Source organism: Acinetobacter uliginosus (assembly GCF_044130295.1).
GTDB lineage: Bacteria > Pseudomonadota > Gammaproteobacteria > Pseudomonadales > Moraxellaceae > Acinetobacter.
The window spans coordinates 42,162-58,956 of sequence record NZ_JBIQOC010000001.1; the positions used below are offsets into that span (position 1 = coordinate 42,162).

The following is a 16,795-nucleotide window of genomic DNA, read 5'->3' on the forward strand; positions in this document are numbered from 1 at the left end:
ATTAAGCTAGACCAAGATCAGTCACGAGTTGACGTGTTGGATCTGTCGTGTTCATAGTGTAGAAGTGCAAGCTCGGTGCACCGCCTGCAAGCAGACGTTCACACAATTTCACCACAACTTCATGACCAAAGGCCTTGATACTTGCCGTGTCATCGCCATAAGTCGCCAATTGCTTGCGAATCCAGCGCGGGATTTCTGCACCGGTACCATCTGCGAAGCGAATCAGATTGCTGGCATTGGTAATTGGCATAATACCCGGAGCCACCGGAATGTTCACACCTTCTTTCTGAATGCGATCTACAAAATAGAAGTAGGCATCCGGATTAAAGAAGAACTGGGTTAGAGCGGCATTGGCACCGGCATTGGCTTTTTCGACAAAGTGTTGAATGTCTTTATCAAAGTTTTCTGCCTGTGGGTGCATTTCCGGGTAAGCGGCCACTTCAATGTGGAAGTGATCGCCTGAATGTTCGCGGATAAAACGAACCAGATCCTGCGCATAAGGTAATTCACCCAGGCCAACCTGACCTGAAGGCAAGTCACCACGAAGCGCCACAATACGGTCGATGCCTTGTGATTTGTATAGATCAAGCAATTCTGCGATACGCGCTTTGTCATCACCGATACAAGACAGGTGAGGGGCAACAGGCGTGCCTTTGCCATTAAAGTCATTGATTGCAGCAAGTGTACGTTCACGAGTGGAACCACCGGCACCATAAGTCACTGAAAAGAACTCAGGATTTAACAGTTGTAATTCTTTATGCACAACACGAAGTTTTTCCGCCCCGGCATCAGTTTTGGTCGGGAAAAACTCAAAAGAAATTGGAACACGTTTGGTCATTTTTCAAATCCTTTTTATAAGTACTGTTTTAATTTTTCACCCTCTCCCTGACCTCTCCCAAAGGGAGAGGAGAATTCATTACTGAATTATGCAGGGTTTAAGCCATATTTATTCATATGATGAAATTAAACATCCATCGGAAATAAATCTGGTGCTCACCCTCTCTTGCACTTGTTTTAAAGCAATGCTTAAAACAAGCTCAGGGAGAGGGATGGGGTGAGGGGTATTAGTATTTATAAGTCTCAGATTTGAATGGACCTTCAACTTGTACGCCAAGGTAATCAGCCTGTTCTTGAGTCAATTGAGTCAAGACACCGCCGAAACCGGCAACCATTGCCGCAGCAACTTCTTCGTCCAGTTTCTTAGGAAGCAGTTCTACACGAATCGCAGCCTGTTTTTGCTCTTCAGGAAGATCAGCAAATTTTTCGGCAAACAAGTGCATTTGAGCCAATACCTGATTGGCAAATGAACCGTCCATCACACGTGATGGGTGACCAGTCGCATTACCCAGATTCACTAAACGACCTTCAGAAAGAAGGATTAAATAATCGTTTTCATTTTCTGAACGATACACTTGGTGTACTTGAGGTTTAACTTCAACCCATTTGTAGCCACGTAGGTAGTTGGTATCGATTTCAGTATCGAAGTGACCGATGTTACACACCACTGCACCTGCTTTTAATGTATCTAACATTGCAGCGTCACATACGTGGTAGTTACCTGTAGTCGTTACGATCAAGTCAGTGTTTTGAAGAAGATCCGCATTTACGTCTTCTTTTTTACCTGTTTGCACGCCGTTTTTGTATGGAGATACAACTTCGTAACCGTCCATACATGCTTGCATCGCACAGATTGGATCGATTTCGGTTACGCGAACAATCATACCTTCTTGACGAAGTGATTGAGCAGAACCTTTACCTACGTCACCGTAACCAATCACCAATGCACGACGACCAGACATCAACATGTCAGTACCGCGTTTGATCGCATCGTTTAGAGAATGGCGGCAACCGTATTTGTTGTCGTTTTTAGACTTGGTTACTGAGTCATTTACGTTGATTGCAGGAACTTTTAAAGTGCCGTCACGTAACATTTCATAAAGACGTTGCACACCCGTGGTGGTTTCTTCAGTCACACCATGGATTTTCGCTAACACTTCAGGATATTTTTCGTGAACAAGAGCAGTCAAGTCACCGCCATCGTCCAGAATCATGTTGGCATCCCAAGGCTTGCCATTAACATTGATTTGCTGTTCAAGACACCACATGTATTCTTCTTCAGTTTCACCTTTCCAGGCAAAAACAGGAATACCGCGTGCAGCGATTGCAGCAGCAGCGTGGTCTTGAGTAGAGAAGATGTTGCAAGAAGTCCAACGAACTTCAGCGCCCAATTCAACTAAAGTTTCAATTAAAACTGCAGTTTGAATGGTCATGTGAATACAGCCGAGAATTTTCGCGCCTGCAAGTGGTTTTGCTGCTGAGTAGCGTTTACGTAAGCCGATCAGCGCTGGCATTTCTGCTTCAGCAAGTTTGATTTCTTTACGGCCGTAGTCAGCTAGGGAAATATCGGCAACTTTATAATCTGTAAATGAAGCATTAACCGCGTTCATCACGATCTCCTTATAAAAACAAAAATTGATCATTCAGTTCGCGGATGCCGTTGTTGGTTCATCTGAGCAGATGACCGATCGTCGAGCCTGGCGCTTTTACATTTTGTACCTGTAAAACGTCGCAGCATCCCTCGACTAGCGAAGTATTGTACTTGGAAATTGATTTTGTTCCAATCTGAAATTGATTATTATCAACACAATTATATTTTTGAGCTTTTATTATGGCTTTAGAAATGCCTGAAGAATTAGCCCGTCTGGAAGCAAATGGCGGAATTTTTGCAGTTTGGATGCTGCTGCAACATTTAGGTATTGATGCCGATATTCAGCAGCTGGTAGAGGTCTGTGGATATGATGGTGAAAATGGTACGACGACCATCGGCTTAGCTGTTGGTCTGAAAAAGTTTGGTTTTCATGTCCAGTTTTATACTGATCCTGACCCTGATCTTCAGGAGAGTGAAAAGCTTAGTTATCAGGAAGCTGAGCAACTGAATTTACCTATTCTTCCTGCATTAAATTATCAGCAAATTCAACAGGCATTTGAGCAAAATAAATTTGTGATTGCCTATTACGACACTTTAGAAGGCGTGGGTAATCACTCCCTTGTTTATGATGTTAATGAAAATGAAATCTGTTTCTTTGACAGTTTTGATGCGATGCCTGCGACTATATTTGAACAACAACGAAATGCAGAAGGGATTTGCAGACAAGTGATTGTGGTCGATATTAATGATGATATCGAGCGTTAATATTTAAAATTGTATAAAACAAAAGCCCCTTATTTGAGAGGCTTTTTCATCTTTAATTTATTTTTCAGCAGCCTTTGCTTTTTCAGTCCAGTAATTTGCTTGTTCTTCATCTGTTTCTATGCCTAGACCATTTTCATAGATAAAAGCCAAATCACGTATGGCTTGAACTTCACCCCATTCAGCAGCCTGTTTGACTAAAGACACAGATTTGGCGACATCTTTTTCAATCACATCGCCACGACGGAAATAACCCGCCAATTCTAAAGTCGCAGCAGGGTGTTTCTGTATATTGGCTTTGCTCAGCCAGTAATAGCCGAGTTCAAAATGTGCTTTGGATTCTTCCGGGTCTTCTTCAGCCAAGTCTTTGGCATAAACGGTATAACCTTCACCCAGCCAGTACATCGCTTCGACATTGCCATTTTCTGCGGCTTTCAGCGCCCATTCTTCGGCAAGAATAATGTCATCATCATGCGCGCTTTGCATATACAACTCAGCCAGTTCAAATTGCGCTTTTGCATTTCCTGTAATGGCTAAATTCATCAGCGAGGCAGGAGGAGAAATTCGGTTAGACATACCTATATCCAGAAACTTTTGCTATAGCCTAAAAGGAATGAAATAAAAAAGCCAATCCGAAGATTGGCTTTTACCGTATCGTGACTAAAAACATCAACTCATGTCAGTGCTTTTAACCGAGAGGGTGTTCACAAACACTCAGTGTTCTTGCTGAATACCGGCAACCAACCAGTCCTGATTAGAACCGGCAGGTTTTACAAAGTGCCAGATTTCAGTAAACGGTTGTGGCAAGCTGTTCAAATCTTCACTTACTGTACCTGTGAAACGTATGCTCACCACATATTGACCATTTTCAGTTGCAGAATCGACCACCATTGCATTCAGGTTAGAGAATTCAGCAACGTCCTGATCCTGATTCGCCATAATGTCGTTATACATCGACTGATACAGGTCAGGGGTTAAATAACGTTGAATTTCAGCAATGTTGCTTGCTGTATTCATAGACTGAATATGGTTGAAGCGTTGACGCGCTACGCGCAGGAATGCAGCAGGCTCAGTTCCATCTGGCAGCTGGTTGCCGCTTTGTGTTGAAGCAGCACCAAAAGGCGCTTGAGTTGCTGCACCTGCAGAACCACCTACAGACTGACCAAAAATGTTGGTGCTGTCATTTGAACTACGTGGTGCTGCACTTTGCTGACCAAACGGTGCTGTATTTCCAGCATTGTTTGGTGCATACGGATTATTAGCTGCTAATTTTTTTTTTGCTCCGAATTTACGGAACAAGAAGAAAGCGACTGCTGCTGCCAGAAGAATCCAGATCCAGCCTGGAATTCCGCCTTTTTCTTCCTCTTGCTGCGTTTGTGCTTCACTTCCGGCTTTGTCATCTGCTAAAGCATTCGCTGCAACTGCACCAACTGCAGCACCAGCAACACCAGCAGCAACCATTTTACCTACACCTGAACCCGATTTTTGTTGGGCAGGGGCAACAGGTTGTTGAACAGGAGTAGCTTGACGCGGTTGTTGGTAAGACTGGGTTGGAGCAGCAGAACGGCTCATGCCATGGCTTTTACCGCCACCTGCACGTTTTGCTTCGGCCATTGGTGCAACCACCATAGCTGCCATTAAAATACCGGCCATCAAACCACGCTGTCGAACTTCCATCGATTTTTCCTAAATAAAAAAGTAAATTAGAGCTTTATAGTTATGCAGTCATTTGCACCGAATTTCAATATCAAATTGGTGATTTTTTTACATAACCTTTCATATGTTTAAGCTTAAGCCAACTCTTCACTTAAGTTCATCGCCTCCGTCAAGGCCTCATGCAAACGTGCTACTGAAATGATCTGTACATTCGGAATCGGTTTTTGTGGCGCATTGCCACGTGGTAAAATAATGTATTTAAAACCATGCTTAATGGCTTCTTTTAAACGTTCCTGACCATTTGGCACCGGACGGATTTCACCGGACAGTCCGACTTCACCAAATACCGCCAGTTGTTGTGGTAAGGCTTTGCCACGCAAGCTTGAAGCACAAGCCAAAAGGACGGCCAGATCCGAACCGGTTTCGGTAATCTTTAAACCGCCAACAACATTGACATACACATCCTGTCCAGAGGTTTGCACCCCGCCGTGACGGTGCATGACAGCCAGCAGCATGTTCAGGCGGTTTTGTTCCAGACCGAGTGCCACACGACGAGGTTGGCCATGCGCATCATCCACCAAAGCTTGTACTTCAACCAACAGGGGACGGGTGCCTTCACGGCTGATCATCACAATCGAACCGGGAATCGCTTCATCATAACGGCTTAAGAAAATGGCAGAAGGATTGGAGACTTCACGTAAGCCTTTATCAGTCATGCCAAACACGCCCAGTTCATTGACCGCCCCGAAACGGTTTTTTACCGCGCGAATCATCCGGTAACGTGAGTCGGATTGTCCTTCAAAATACAGGACACAATCGACCATGTGTTCCAGTACACGGGGTCCCGCCAATGCGCCTTCTTTGGTCACATGACCCACAATGAACAGCGCTGTGCCACTATTTTTGGCAAAACGGGTCAGTAAAGCCGCCGATTCACGAATTTGCGAAACACCACCCGGTGCTGACTGTAATGTTTCGGTATATAAGGTTTGAATCGAATCCAGAATGGCAACAGCAGGGCGTTCTTGCGCAAGCACCTCGCAGATTCGTTCCACGCAGGTTTCTGCCATGACTTTAAGATGCTCAGTCGGCAATTCCAGACGATGGGCACGCAAAGCGACTTGCGACAGCGACTCTTCACCAGTCACATAGAGTGCAGAACTCTGCGCAGCTGCCATATGGGTCGCCGTTTGTAAAAGAATGGTGGATTTACCAATTCCGGGATCACCGCCAATCAGCACCACAGAACCGGTGACTAGACCACCGCCCAGAACGCGGTCAAATTCACCTATCCCTGTAGCCAAGCGTGTTTCATGTGAAACAGAAACTTTATTCAGAGTGGTGATGTTGGCAGCCTGACCGGCATAGCCACCGCCCATTTTCGGCTGGGCACGGTGTGTTGTTGCGGGTGCAAGAGTGACTTCGAGCAGGCTGTTCCATTCACCACATTCTGAACATTGTCCCGCCCATTTCGGATGGTCCGTTCCACATTGTTCGCAACGGTAAACAGTTTTGACTTTGCTCATTTGAGTGGTATCTATATAAATCAGAAGACGGATGAAGAATGTAGCAATAGCTGTATGGAAATACAATTTTTTGCATAAATTCTCGCCAAACTTTATCTTGGCACGTAAACTGCTAACTTGAAGGGAAATACAGAAAAGGAATACAAAATGGACCAAAATTGCGTGAAAAAGCGACAAAAACACAGTCAAGCTTGAAAAATATTTAACAAACGCTCAAAAAACTTTATTTATTTTTTTTAATTTGAGCTACTTTTATCACACGAAATTGAGAGACGAAAATAACAATGTCAAATGAGAATCATAGTTCACCGAATGAAGGTGGTGAACTGCAGCGGAGTCTGTCGAATCGGCATTTGCAGCTTATTGCGATTGGCGGGGCTATTGGTACAGGTTTGTTCATGGGGTCGGGTAAAACCATCAGCCTGGCCGGGCCATCCATTCTGATCATTTATATGATTATTGGTTTTATGGTTTTTTTGGTCATGCGTGCGCTTGGCGAACTGTTACTGTCTAACCTGAAATACAAGTCTTTTATTGATTTTTCAACCGATTTGATTGGTCCATGGGCGGGTTATTTTGTCGGCTGGACCTATTGGCTGTGCTGGATCACCATTGGTATTGCTGACTTGTCGGCCATTATTTATTACCTGCAGTTCTTTAACGGAGGGCTGCCGTTTACGCCTGGTGAAGGGGTTATGATCAGTGTTGCCGCCATTGTGTTTATTATGGGGCTGAATCTGGTTACCGTTAAATTGTTCGGTGAATTAGAGTTTTGGTTTGCTTTAATCAAGATTATTGCCATTGTCGTATTGATTGCTGTGGGTCTGTGGATGATCTTTACCGGGTTTTCTTCTACCGCAGGTGAAGTCGCTTCCTTTACTCATCTCTGGTCACATGGCGGTTTATTTCCAACAGGCGTAACGGGTTTCTTGGCCGGTTTCCAGATTGCCATCTTTGCCTTCGTCGGTGTGGAACTGGTGGGTACCACAGCAGCTGAAACCAAAGATCCTGAACAGAACTTGCCTAAAGCAGTCAACTCGATCCCTATTCGTATTATCATTTTCTATGTGCTGGCACTGGTCATTGTCATGTCAGTTACGCCATGGAACAAGATTGATCCGAACATCAGTCCATTCGTCAACCTGTTTAGCCAGGCCGGTATTGCTGCTGCAGCGATTATCATGAATTTGGTGGTGTTATCTTCGGTGATGTCATCCATGAACAGTGGGGTGTTCTCGACCAGCCGTATGCTGTTTGGTCTGTCACGTGAAGAGCAGGGTCCTAAAGCCTTCGGTCATTTAAATAAACGTGCTGTGCCTGCCAATGCACTGTATTTCTCGGCAATCTGTTTGTTACTCGGTGCTGCACTTCAGTACTTTGTACCGAATACGGTTGAAGCGTTTACTCTTGCAACCACACTTTCAACCATCCTGTTTATCTGTGTCTGGCTGATGATTATCTGGAGCTATATCGTGTATTACAAAACACGTCCAGAACTGCATGCCAAATCAACCTTTAAACTTCCTGGTGGATTGTTTACCTGCTGGTTGGTAATCATCTTCTTTATTGGCATGATTTATGTGTTGTCTTTAGAAGCAGACACCATGAAAGCGCTGATGGTCAGCCCAATCTGGTTCATTATTTTGATTATTGGTTACTTTGGTTTCTACAAACCGAAACATAAATAATCAGGCTAGAAAATGAAAACGCCAGTTTGAAACTGGCGTTTTTTTTTATCTCACTATAATCTCTAGCGTTTAGGGCTTTGGTCATGTCCCATGATCAGGTTATACTTCTTCGAAAATATCAAATAGGTGGTCAGATGCGTCTTGTCATTTGCTGCATCAGTTTATTGGCGACAGGTTTTGCTTTAGTCGGTTGTGGTCAGTCTGGAGCTTTGCAGCTACCGAGTGATCCGAATTACAACAAACGTGCAAAATATTTGTTATATCCCAATGTAGATTCAAAACAGCAATCCTCAAATAAGCAAGAAGCCGCTCCAGTAGCACCAGAGCTTCCTGCTTCATCTGCTGCAACGAATTAATTTTTAATATCTAAACGCGTCATCGAAAGGATACATTCATGAGTTTTACCCGCATCAATGGGGTTTTGCATGCCGAGCAATGTTCTCTACAACAGCTTGCGCAGCAATTTGGCACGCCACTTTATGTTTATTCAAAAGCGACTTTTGAAAAGCATTATTTAGATATGGATCGTGCTTTTAGCTTTATCGATCATCAAATTTGTTTTGCGGTAAAGTCAAACTCTAACCTTGCGGTGTTGAATGTACTGGCCAAGCGTGGCGCGGGCTTTGATATTGTTACTGGTGGTGAACTGGCGCGTGTGCTTAAGGCGGGTGGTGATGCTTCTAAAATTGTATTCTCGGGTTTAGGTAAATCTGAAGCGGATATCCAAAAAGCGCTAGAAGTAGGCATTGCATGTTTTAATGTCGAGTCTTATGCTGAGCTGGACCGTATTCAAAAAGTGGCAGCAAGCTTAGGTAAAAAAGCCCCAATTTCCTTGCGTGTCAATCCGGATGTCGATGCCAAAACTCATCCCTACATTTCAACCGGTTTAAAAGAAAACAAATTCGGTATTCCTTCCGATACGGTATTTGAAACCTATCAATATGCTGCATCGTTGCCAAACCTGGATGTTGTGGGAATTGACTGTCATATCGGTTCACAATTGACTGAAACCCAGCCTTTTGTTGATGCGCTGGATCGTGTGATTGTGATGATTGAGAAACTTAAAGAATTAGGTATCAATCTAAAACACATTGATATCGGTGGCGGTTTGGGCGTGACCTATAAAGATGAAACGCCTCCATCTGTAGAAGAATATGCCAATGCATTACGTCCAGCTTTGGAAAAGCTGGGTCTAAAAGTGTATATGGAACCGGGTCGCAGTATTTCTGCCAATGCCGGTGTGTTACTGACTAAAGTCGATTTGCTCAAACCGACCAATCACCGTAACTTTGCCATTATTGATGCCGCGATGAACGACCTGATTCGTCCTGCTTTGTATGAAGCATGGATGGATATTCAGGAAGTGATTCCACGTACTGACGTTGAAGCGAAAGAGTGGGATGTCGTCGGGGCGATTTGTGAAACCGGTGATTTCCTGGGTAAAGAGCGTCAGCTGGCAATCAAAGAAAATGATGTACTGGCTGTGTTGGGTGCGGGTGCTTACGGTTTCGTGATGAGCTCGAACTATAACAGTCGCGGACGTGCTGCTGAAGTGATGGTGGATGGTGATCAGGCACATCTGATTCGTGAGCGCGAAAGCATTGAATCTTTGTGGGAACGTGAACGCTTATTGCCATAATGGAGATGTCTGAGATGTTTTTAGAATTTACCAAAATGCATGGTCTGGGCAATGACTTCATGGTGGTTGATCTGATCAGCCAGCGTGCCTACCTGGATACTGTCACTATTCAACGTTTGGCAGATCGCCACTTTGGCATTGGTTTCGACCAGTTGCTAATTGTTGAGCCACCTGATTTACCCAATGTCGATTTTAAATATCGTATTTTCAATGCCGACGGTTCTGAAGTGGAGCAATGCGGAAACGGTGTGCGCTGTTTTGCACGTTTTGTGCATGAGCGTCAGCTCACCACCAAAACCAAAATTAAAGTGCAGACCAAAGCCGGTATTGTAGAGCCTGAGCTGGGTGTGAATGGCTGGGTTCGTGTGAACATGGGTTATCCTAAATTCTTGCCAAGTGAAATTCCATTTTTGGCAGATGAACCGGAAAATTTGTATGACATTGAGCTGGCCAACAATGAAAAGCTGACTATTGATGTCGTAAATATGGGCAATCCGCATGCAGTGACCATTGTTCCCGATGTGATTACCGCAGATGTCGCACGTATTGGACCACAAGTAGAATCACATGAGCGTTTCCCGCAACGTGTCAATGCCGGTTTTATGCAAATTATTGATGAAAAACATGCCCGTCTGCGTGTATTTGAACGTGGTGTAGGTGAAACTTTAGCCTGTGGTACAGGCGCCTGTGCCGCTGCGGTTTCCGGTATGCGCCGTGGTCTGTTGGCTAATAATGTTGAAATTGAACTGGCTGGTGGCAAGCTGCAAATTGAATGGAAAGAAGGTGATGTGGTGTGGATGACCGGTCCAACAGCAAACGTCTATCAGGGTCGTATCGATTTGAGTTATTACCAATAGTAAACTCATGTTTTGATGAAAAAAGCACTGTCCCTATGATGGTGCTTTTTTATGCTTGTAAATGCGTTATGCTGTACGAATTATTGCTTTTAGTCTAGAGCTTAAATGACGCATTTGATTTTTCTTCCAGGAGCATCTGGAAGTACTGAATTTTGGCAGCCACTGATTGAACTGCTGTCAGCAGATTATACAGTGCAAGTGATTGCCTATCCTGGGTTCGGTCAAGAACCAGCGCAGAATGAAGTATATGATTTTAATAGTCTGAGTGATTATGTGCTGGACCAGATTCAGCAAGATTCGGTACTGGTTGCACAGTCGATGGGCGGAATTTTTGCCATACAGGCTGCATTGAAAAAATCTAATTTAATTAAAGCTATGGTACTGATTGCGACATCAGGCGGGATTGATTTAAGTCCATTTGAAGTCGAGGATTGGCGCACGGCCTATAAAAACCAGTTCCTGAATTACCCGGACTGGTTTTCTACTGTACAGTTGGATTATTCCTCTCAACTTTCAGCCATTCAGCAAAAAACATTACTGCTATGGGGAGATGCCGATCCCATCAGCCCTGTGGCTGTTGGGCAGTATTTACATCAGACATTAAAAGACTCATCGTTTCAGGTTATTCAGGGTGGAGATCATTTATTTGCTGCGCAGCACGCTACAGAGACAGCAGCGTGGGTCTCTGATTTTTTAAATTCACTGGAAAGCAGAGCAAGGGATAGTTAATGTCATTACAAACAAACACAACTGAACTGCTCGCAATGTGGCTCAAAGAACGTGAAATTCAAAATCAGTCCAGACATACCTTGCAGGCTTATGAACGCGACGTTTCCGATTTTTTAAACTTTTGTGAAGCTAAAAAACTGGATCTGGCCAATATCGAAACTACAGATCTGCGTGAATATTTGGCCCATAAAGTGGAACAGCAAGGCTTAAGTTCCAGCAGTTTACAGCGGATGCTCTCATCCATACGCCAATTTATGAAATGGGCCGAGCAGGGGCAGTATCTGGCGTTTAATCCGGCGGATGATTTTCAGTTAAAACGTATTCCCAGACCGCTTCCGGGCATGGTCGATATTGAAACCGTGAACCAGATTCTGGATCAGCCAGCACCTGAAACCGAAGCACAGCAACAAATGTGGCTACGGGATAAAGCCATTTTAGAACTATTGTATTCCAGTGGTTTACGTCTGGCTGAAGTGCAAGGTTTGCGGATTAAAGATATCGATTTTAACCGTCAGCTGTTACGTATTACCGGTAAAGGCAATAAAACCCGGGTGGTGCCTTTTGGCAGTAAGGCTCGAGATGCAGTAATGAAGTGGCTGCAAGTCTATCCATTATGGCACGGTGATTTTGTCCCGGATGCTCATGTGTTTATTACCCAAAAGGGCAATCCGCTGGGTGCGCGGCAAATTGAAAACCGGGTGAAACTGCAAGCCCTGCGTGCCGGGGTAAATGTTGATTTGCATCCACATTTGTTACGTCATTGCTTTGCCAGTCATATGCTATCCAACAGCCGGGATTTACGTGCGGTACAGGAAATGCTGGGACATAGCAATTTGACTACTACACAAATTTATACCCATGTTGATTTTGATCATTTGGCTCAGGTGTATGATCAGGCACATCCGCGAGCGCAAGTTAAAAAGTCGTAACAATATTAAATAATGTTAAAATTTGAATCAATCTGGTCCGGACTTTGCTTAATTATTTTAGCAGCAGTCACCGGAGTTCATTAAAGTTAAATAAGCGTATGAAAAAATATCAGGGCATAAAGATGACATTTTGAACTATTGTCGGATAATAAAAAGTCAATTTATAAGGTATAAGAATCACCTCTAACCATACAGTGAATCGCATGAATCATGTATAGCGATGAAATTATGTATGCTTTCACTACTGGTCAGTTAAATATTGGAAAGGAAAATGATAGGCGAAACAATGATTGCAGATATTTTAGAGAAATATGACCAGTTAACGGCTGCGCAAAAAGAAATTTTTGCAGGTTATGGCCTTCGTCAAGTTAAACATTTTGTCGAAATAAGTTTGCCTAATATCGAACCGGTTTTACCTGCAGGTGCGCATGTCCAGGGCATCAATGCAGAAGGTAAGGTACAAGCCATTAATGATGTGACCCAACAAACCTATCTGTGGATTTCAGACCTGCAATGGCAGGAACGTCCCATTGCAACATCAAATGTAGATTTAAAAGAAGACTTTTTAGCAGTCTGGAAAATATTTAATCTTCAGGCTTATGATTTAATTGATTTAAGCCACATCCATCGTGACTTTTTACAAAGTCAGCCTGTATAAGCAGCCTTTTAATTTGCAGACTTGATCAAGGGCTACCTGATTTCATGCGATATCATTGATGTAGCCCTAAAGTTTTATAAGGTTATCAAGCTCAAAGCTAAGTAAGTTCTTGTTGCTGCACTTCAATTTTCAATCTAAGCAATAACAGATTTATTTGCACGGCAATTTTTAACATACTGAAAAATTATGAACGTGCCTAAAGATTATCGAGCGGTAACTGGAAACTCTGTTTAATAATTTGACTGGGTAAATCCGTTTTTACACTGGTTATGCCGTTTTTCTTGGTGAGATGCGCCGACTGAAATTTACGGTAACTTTCCAGATCGGGCACGACCACTTTCAGCATGGCATCGCATTCCCCTAAAATGATATAGCATTCCATCACTTGAGGAAGCTCTTTCATGGCTTCAATGAAGGTATCGATGGTTTCAGCATCCTGTCCGGTTAACCAAATTCGTGAAAATAATATCAGCTGCAAGCCAATTTTTTGCGGGTCTACCACTGTGGTGTAATTTTGAATTACGCCTGCTTCTTCCAGTAATTTCACCCGACGCAGACACGATGATGGCGACAGTCCAATTTCGCGGGCCAGATCGTTATTTTGCATACGGCCATTATTCTGCAAGGCACGAATGATATTTTTATCAATACGATCTAGTTTTACTGAAACAGATTTAGAAGATAGTTTCATAAATTAGAATATAATTCGGAGGATAATCATAATTATAGAATATTTGAAATCCTATTTTGTACTATTTGTTCGATACTGATTTTCACTTTCAAGACATGGAAAGGGAAAAGAAAATGTCTGTATTTGTACTGTTTGCCTTAACGGTTATTCCGCTTATTTTCACCCCTGGACCAGATATGCTGTTTATCCTGTCTCAAGTAATGGGAAAAGATGCAAAAGCAGGCATGCTGGCAACTATAGGGATTTGCCTGGGCTATTTGGTCCATTCTGTTTTGATGGCTTTGGGCATTACAGCCCTTATAGTCTCGTTCCCGGTGTTATTTGAAAGCATTCGCTGGCTCGGGATCGCTTATCTATTGTTCTTGGCTACGAGTTTGATTAAGTCGGTGTTCAGTGACAATAAATTCATCATCGAGAGAAAATCATCATCCAGTCCCATTAAAAAAGGTTTCTTTACTGCGCTATTGAACCCCAAAGGTATGCTGATCTATTTTGCAATTTTACCGCAATTTATTGATAAAGCTGGGAATATGGTGAATCAGGGTTTAATCCTGTCCTTGATCTTTATTGGACTCATCTTTGTGGTATATGGCAGTTTGAGTGTGATTTTTGCCAAAGTGACCCAAAAAACCCATATTGATGAACGTAAACAGAAATGGATTGATGGCGCTTCAGGTGGCTTGTTAATGCTGGCTGCAACCTGGCTGATCATGAACTGATAAATGTCAAGCAAGTATGCTGTTATGGCGTGCTTGCCTGTATGGAAGGGTGTTGAGCCGAAAAGGTAATTTGTTACATATTTAACTTAAAAAATAGCTCAATTTTAGGGCAAACAGACTGAAAAATTTAGCGGAATCTGTCTTAAATGACAATTCATTACTTTGGCTGTTCTGTCGGCTATGTGTGCCAGACTCGCCAGAAACTGATCGAAAACAAGCATTAAATCAGAACTTTTGATGAAGTTAATCAGATAAAAAAATACTAAAAATCAATGCTTAAAAAATAAATAAATATTCAGGAATTTCATCTTAATAAAAGTGTGTGAAAAAAATATGAACGCCAAGTTCAAGGAAAATGATGCTTTTTTACAGCTGTTTCGATAATTGTGACTTGACCCAAATGCCGTACACATTGCAAGATAGGGCACCTAAAAAAATTTAAGTGAAGAGTTATTATAACTTTTCTCAATATTTACATTTGCTAAAACAGCCGAGGATTACATGAAGGCTCTTGTTGCTGTAAAACGTGTGGTTGATGCCAACGTTAAAGTTCGCGTTAAACCGGACAACAGTGGTGTTGACTTAACAAACGTTAAAATGTCAATTAACCCATTCTGTGAAATCGCAGTGGAAGAAGCGGTTCGTTTAAAAGAAAAAGGAACTGTTTCAGAAATCGTTGTTGTTGCTATCGGTCCTAAAGAAGCGCAAGAACAAATCCGTTCTTCAATGGCACTTGGTGCTGACCGCGGTATCCTGGTTGAAGCTGATGACAGCCAGCTCGGTGCTTTGGAAGTGGCTAAAATCCTGAAAGGTGTTGTTGACGCTGAACAACCACAATTAATCCTTCTTGGTAAACAGGCCATTGATGACGACTCTAACCAGGTGGGTCAGATGCTTGGTGCTCTACTTGGCGCAGGTCAAGGTACATTCGCTTCTGAAGTGAAAGTTGAAGGCGACAAAGTACAAGTCACTCGTGAAATCGACGGTGGTTTGCAAACTGTTGAACTTGCACTTCCAGCAATTATCACCACTGACTTACGTTTGAACGAGCCACGTTATGCAGCTCTGCCAAACATCATGAAAGCGCGTAAAAAACCGCTTGATACCAAGTCTCCTGCAGATTTCGGTGTAACTGCGACAACTAAACTGAAAACAGTGAAAGTTGAAGCTCCTGCTGAACGTAAAGCGGGCGTACAAGTGAAGTCTGTAGACGAGCTTGTAGAAAAATTGAAAAATGAAGCGAAAGTGATCTAATACAGAAGGATAAAAATCATGAGTATTTTAGTTATCGCTGAGCACGACAACAAAGCATTAAACGCTGCTACTTTAAACGTTGTTGCTGCGGCGCAAAAAATCGGTGGTGATATCACTGTATTGGTAGCTGGCTCGAACGCGCAAGCTGTTGCTGACCAGGCAGCTAAAGTTGCAGGTGTAAGCAAAGTATTACTTGCTGACGACGCTGCTTATGCAAACCAGTTGGCTGAAAATGTGGCTAAACTTGTTGCTGAATTGGGCAAAGGCTATACCCATATCCTTGCTGCTTCTACCACAACGGGTAAAAACATTCTGCCACGTGCAGCTGCGCTTCTTGATGTGAGCATGATCACTGATATTATCGCTGTTGAAGGTCCTAAAACTTTCAAACGTCCAATCTATGCAGGTAACGCAATTGCAACCGTAGAGTCTGGTGAGTCTGTTGTTGTTGCTACCGTTCGTGGTACAGCATTTGATGCTGTAGCAAGCGATGGTGGTGCGGCTAGCGTTGAAGCTGCTGCGTCTACTGGCGATGCGGGTCTTTCTAAATTCATCTCAGAAGAAATTGTGAAATCTGAACGTCCAGAATTAACCGCTGCACGCATCGTGGTTTCTGGTGGTCGTGGTGTGGGTTCAGGTGAAAACTATCACAAAATCCTGGATCCATTAGCGGATAAACTTGGCGCTGCTCAAGGTGCTTCACGTGCTGCAGTTGATGCCGGCTTCGTTCCTAACGACATGCAAGTCGGTCAAACGGGTAAAATCGTTGCGCCTGAGCTATACATCGCTGTTGGTATTTCTGGTGCAATCCAGCACTTGGCGGGTATGAAAGAGTCTAAAGTGATTGTTGCGATCAACAAAGATGAAGAAGCGCCAATTAACGCAGTAGCTGACTACTGGTTAGTGGGTGACTTGAACACTGTAGTTCCGGAATTGGTTTCTAAAATCTAATTCAGCACTACATGCTTCAAAAAACGCTCCGCAAGGAGCGTTTTTTTATGCCTAGATGTTCGTAGCTTATCTATTTCTAGGGGGAGAATGTGGCTATTCTGACTCAATAGATAGCATTGCAGGGGCAGCAAACGAATGTACATCTTTTATGGTGGTACAAGGTGATACAGGTTTAATGTATTTGTGTAGCTAGGGGAGAGCCTGTATTTAATCGATTTATATTTTTTTAAAGGTGAAAAGACTATTTTAACTGAATAAACCGCCCGAACATTGAGCGCTAAAATTTGCAGCTAGACACTGAATAAAAT

Annotated in this window: 17 protein-coding genes; 11 read left to right on the forward strand and 6 right to left on the reverse strand. The window is 43.2% G+C overall.

Going from position 1 to position 16,795, the window contains the following annotated elements; translation table 11 throughout:
* Position 1 precedes the first annotated feature (1 nt).
* Both metF and ahcY read right to left on the reverse strand, forming a co-directional pair.
* Positions 2 to 838 (reverse strand): methylenetetrahydrofolate reductase [NAD(P)H], encoded by an 837-nt coding sequence (gene metF, locus ACE01T_RS00200; protein WP_180043186.1) that lies wholly within the window; start codon positions 836 to 838, stop codon positions 2 to 4.
* A gap of 226 nt (positions 839 to 1,064) precedes the next feature.
* Positions 1,065 to 2,447: an adenosylhomocysteinase gene (gene ahcY / locus ACE01T_RS00205; protein WP_166167372.1), complete on the reverse strand. Its 1,383-nt coding sequence runs from the start codon at positions 2,445 to 2,447 to the stop codon at positions 1,065 to 1,067.
* A gap of 221 nt (positions 2,448 to 2,668) precedes the next feature.
* Here ahcY and ACE01T_RS00210 point away from each other — a divergent pair, with 221 nt between their 5' ends.
* Positions 2,669 to 3,193, forward strand: coding sequence for a cysteine peptidase family C39 domain-containing protein (locus ACE01T_RS00210; RefSeq protein WP_395518526.1), 525 nt, complete (start codon positions 2,669 to 2,671; stop codon positions 3,191 to 3,193).
* Positions 3,194 to 3,250: 57 nt separating this feature from the next.
* Here ACE01T_RS00210 and ACE01T_RS00215 read toward each other — a convergent pair whose 3' ends face one another.
* From ACE01T_RS00215 to radA, 3 genes are all read right to left on the reverse strand, one after another.
* Positions 3,251 to 3,766, reverse strand: a complete 516-nt coding sequence (locus ACE01T_RS00215; protein ID WP_395518527.1) for a tetratricopeptide repeat protein — start codon at positions 3,764 to 3,766, stop codon at positions 3,251 to 3,253.
* A gap of 138 nt (positions 3,767 to 3,904) precedes the next feature.
* Positions 3,905 to 4,867, reverse strand: coding sequence for a Tim44 domain-containing protein (locus ACE01T_RS00220; RefSeq protein WP_395518528.1), 963 nt, complete (start codon positions 4,865 to 4,867; stop codon positions 3,905 to 3,907).
* A 113-nt stretch (positions 4,868 to 4,980) separates the two neighbouring features.
* The gene (gene radA / locus ACE01T_RS00225; protein WP_166167359.1) at positions 4,981 to 6,372 is read right to left on the reverse strand and encodes a DNA repair protein RadA; all 1,392 of its coding nucleotides are present in this window, start codon (positions 6,370 to 6,372) and stop codon (positions 4,981 to 4,983) included.
* Between the two features lie 284 nt (positions 6,373 to 6,656).
* Here radA and ACE01T_RS00230 point away from each other — a divergent pair, with 284 nt between their 5' ends.
* The 7 genes from ACE01T_RS00230 (at position 6,657) to ACE01T_RS00260 (ending at position 12,872) form a co-directional block, all read left to right on the forward strand.
* A complete protein-coding gene (locus tag ACE01T_RS00230) occupies positions 6,657 to 8,060 on the forward strand; it encodes an amino acid permease (protein WP_200222857.1) in 1,404 nt (467 codons plus the stop codon).
* A 134-nt stretch (positions 8,061 to 8,194) separates the two neighbouring features.
* The gene (lptM, locus tag ACE01T_RS00235) at positions 8,195 to 8,416 is read left to right on the forward strand and encodes an LPS translocon maturation chaperone LptM (protein WP_180043191.1); all 222 of its coding nucleotides are present in this window, start codon (positions 8,195 to 8,197) and stop codon (positions 8,414 to 8,416) included.
* A gap of 38 nt (positions 8,417 to 8,454) precedes the next feature.
* The gene (lysA, locus tag ACE01T_RS00240; RefSeq protein WP_180043192.1) at positions 8,455 to 9,699 is read left to right on the forward strand and encodes a diaminopimelate decarboxylase; all 1,245 of its coding nucleotides are present in this window, start codon (positions 8,455 to 8,457) and stop codon (positions 9,697 to 9,699) included.
* Positions 9,700 to 9,713: 14 nt separating this feature from the next.
* On the forward strand, positions 9,714 to 10,556 hold the full coding sequence (gene dapF, locus ACE01T_RS00245) for a diaminopimelate epimerase (protein ID WP_086196219.1): 843 nt from the start codon (positions 9,714 to 9,716) through the stop codon (positions 10,554 to 10,556).
* A 105-nt stretch (positions 10,557 to 10,661) separates the two neighbouring features.
* Complete coding sequence (locus ACE01T_RS00250) at positions 10,662 to 11,285, forward strand: alpha/beta fold hydrolase (RefSeq protein WP_180081911.1); 624 nt, start codon at positions 10,662 to 10,664, stop codon at positions 11,283 to 11,285.
* Positions 11,286 to 11,320: 35 nt separating this feature from the next.
* The gene (xerA, locus tag ACE01T_RS00255; protein ID WP_180081927.1) at positions 11,321 to 12,214 is read left to right on the forward strand and encodes a site-specific tyrosine recombinase/integron integrase; all 894 of its coding nucleotides are present in this window, start codon (positions 11,321 to 11,323) and stop codon (positions 12,212 to 12,214) included.
* Between the two features lie 271 nt (positions 12,215 to 12,485).
* A complete protein-coding gene (locus tag ACE01T_RS00260) occupies positions 12,486 to 12,872 on the forward strand; it encodes a hypothetical protein (protein WP_180081913.1) in 387 nt (128 codons plus the stop codon).
* A gap of 196 nt (positions 12,873 to 13,068) precedes the next feature.
* On the opposite strand, the gene ACE01T_RS00265 is transcribed toward ACE01T_RS00260, so the two are convergent.
* Complete coding sequence (locus ACE01T_RS00265; RefSeq protein WP_180081915.1) at positions 13,069 to 13,563, reverse strand: Lrp/AsnC family transcriptional regulator; 495 nt, start codon at positions 13,561 to 13,563, stop codon at positions 13,069 to 13,071.
* A gap of 113 nt (positions 13,564 to 13,676) precedes the next feature.
* On the opposite strand from ACE01T_RS00265, the gene ACE01T_RS00270 reads away from it, so the two are divergent.
* The 3 genes from ACE01T_RS00270 (at position 13,677) to ACE01T_RS00280 (ending at position 16,487) form a co-directional block, all read left to right on the forward strand.
* Positions 13,677 to 14,282, forward strand: a complete 606-nt coding sequence (locus ACE01T_RS00270) for a LysE family translocator (RefSeq protein WP_300042832.1) — start codon at positions 13,677 to 13,679, stop codon at positions 14,280 to 14,282.
* A 501-nt stretch (positions 14,283 to 14,783) separates the two neighbouring features.
* Entirely contained in the window at positions 14,784 to 15,536 is a 753-nt protein-coding gene (locus tag ACE01T_RS00275; protein ID WP_166167339.1) for an electron transfer flavoprotein subunit beta/FixA family protein, read from the forward strand.
* An 18-nt stretch (positions 15,537 to 15,554) separates the two neighbouring features.
* Entirely contained in the window at positions 15,555 to 16,487 is a 933-nt protein-coding gene (locus tag ACE01T_RS00280) for an electron transfer flavoprotein subunit alpha/FixB family protein (protein WP_180081921.1), read from the forward strand.
* Positions 16,488 to 16,795 lie beyond the last annotated feature (308 nt).

Coding starts and splice junctions, on each gene's coding strand:
- ACE01T_RS00275 (WP_166167339.1), top strand. CDS start 14,784: ATGAAGGCTCTTGTTGCTGTAAAACGTGTGGTTGATGCCAACGTTAAA.
- ACE01T_RS00220 (WP_395518528.1), bottom strand. CDS start 4,867: ATGGAAGTTCGACAGCGTGGTTTGATGGCCGGTATTTTAATGGCAGCT.
- ACE01T_RS00215 (WP_395518527.1), bottom strand. CDS start 3,766: ATGTCTAACCGAATTTCTCCTCCTGCCTCGCTGATGAATTTAGCCATT.
- ACE01T_RS00270 (WP_300042832.1), top strand. CDS start 13,677: ATGTCTGTATTTGTACTGTTTGCCTTAACGGTTATTCCGCTTATTTTC.
- metF (WP_180043186.1), bottom strand. CDS start 838: ATGACCAAACGTGTTCCAATTTCTTTTGAGTTTTTCCCGACCAAAACT.
- lysA (WP_180043192.1), top strand. CDS start 8,455: ATGAGTTTTACCCGCATCAATGGGGTTTTGCATGCCGAGCAATGTTCT.
- ACE01T_RS00280 (WP_180081921.1), top strand. CDS start 15,555: ATGAGTATTTTAGTTATCGCTGAGCACGACAACAAAGCATTAAACGCT.
- ACE01T_RS00260 (WP_180081913.1), top strand. CDS start 12,486: ATGATAGGCGAAACAATGATTGCAGATATTTTAGAGAAATATGACCAG.
- ACE01T_RS00210 (WP_395518526.1), top strand. CDS start 2,669: ATGGCTTTAGAAATGCCTGAAGAATTAGCCCGTCTGGAAGCAAATGGC.
- xerA (WP_180081927.1), top strand. CDS start 11,321: ATGTGGCTCAAAGAACGTGAAATTCAAAATCAGTCCAGACATACCTTG.
- radA (WP_166167359.1), bottom strand. CDS start 6,372: ATGAGCAAAGTCAAAACTGTTTACCGTTGCGAACAATGTGGAACGGAC.
- ACE01T_RS00265 (WP_180081915.1), bottom strand. CDS start 13,563: ATGAAACTATCTTCTAAATCTGTTTCAGTAAAACTAGATCGTATTGAT.
- lptM (WP_180043191.1), top strand. CDS start 8,195: ATGCGTCTTGTCATTTGCTGCATCAGTTTATTGGCGACAGGTTTTGCT.
- ACE01T_RS00230 (WP_200222857.1), top strand. CDS start 6,657: ATGTCAAATGAGAATCATAGTTCACCGAATGAAGGTGGTGAACTGCAG.
- ahcY (WP_166167372.1), bottom strand. CDS start 2,447: ATGAACGCGGTTAATGCTTCATTTACAGATTATAAAGTTGCCGATATT.
- dapF (WP_086196219.1), top strand. CDS start 9,714: ATGTTTTTAGAATTTACCAAAATGCATGGTCTGGGCAATGACTTCATG.
- ACE01T_RS00250 (WP_180081911.1), top strand. CDS start 10,662: ATGACGCATTTGATTTTTCTTCCAGGAGCATCTGGAAGTACTGAATTT.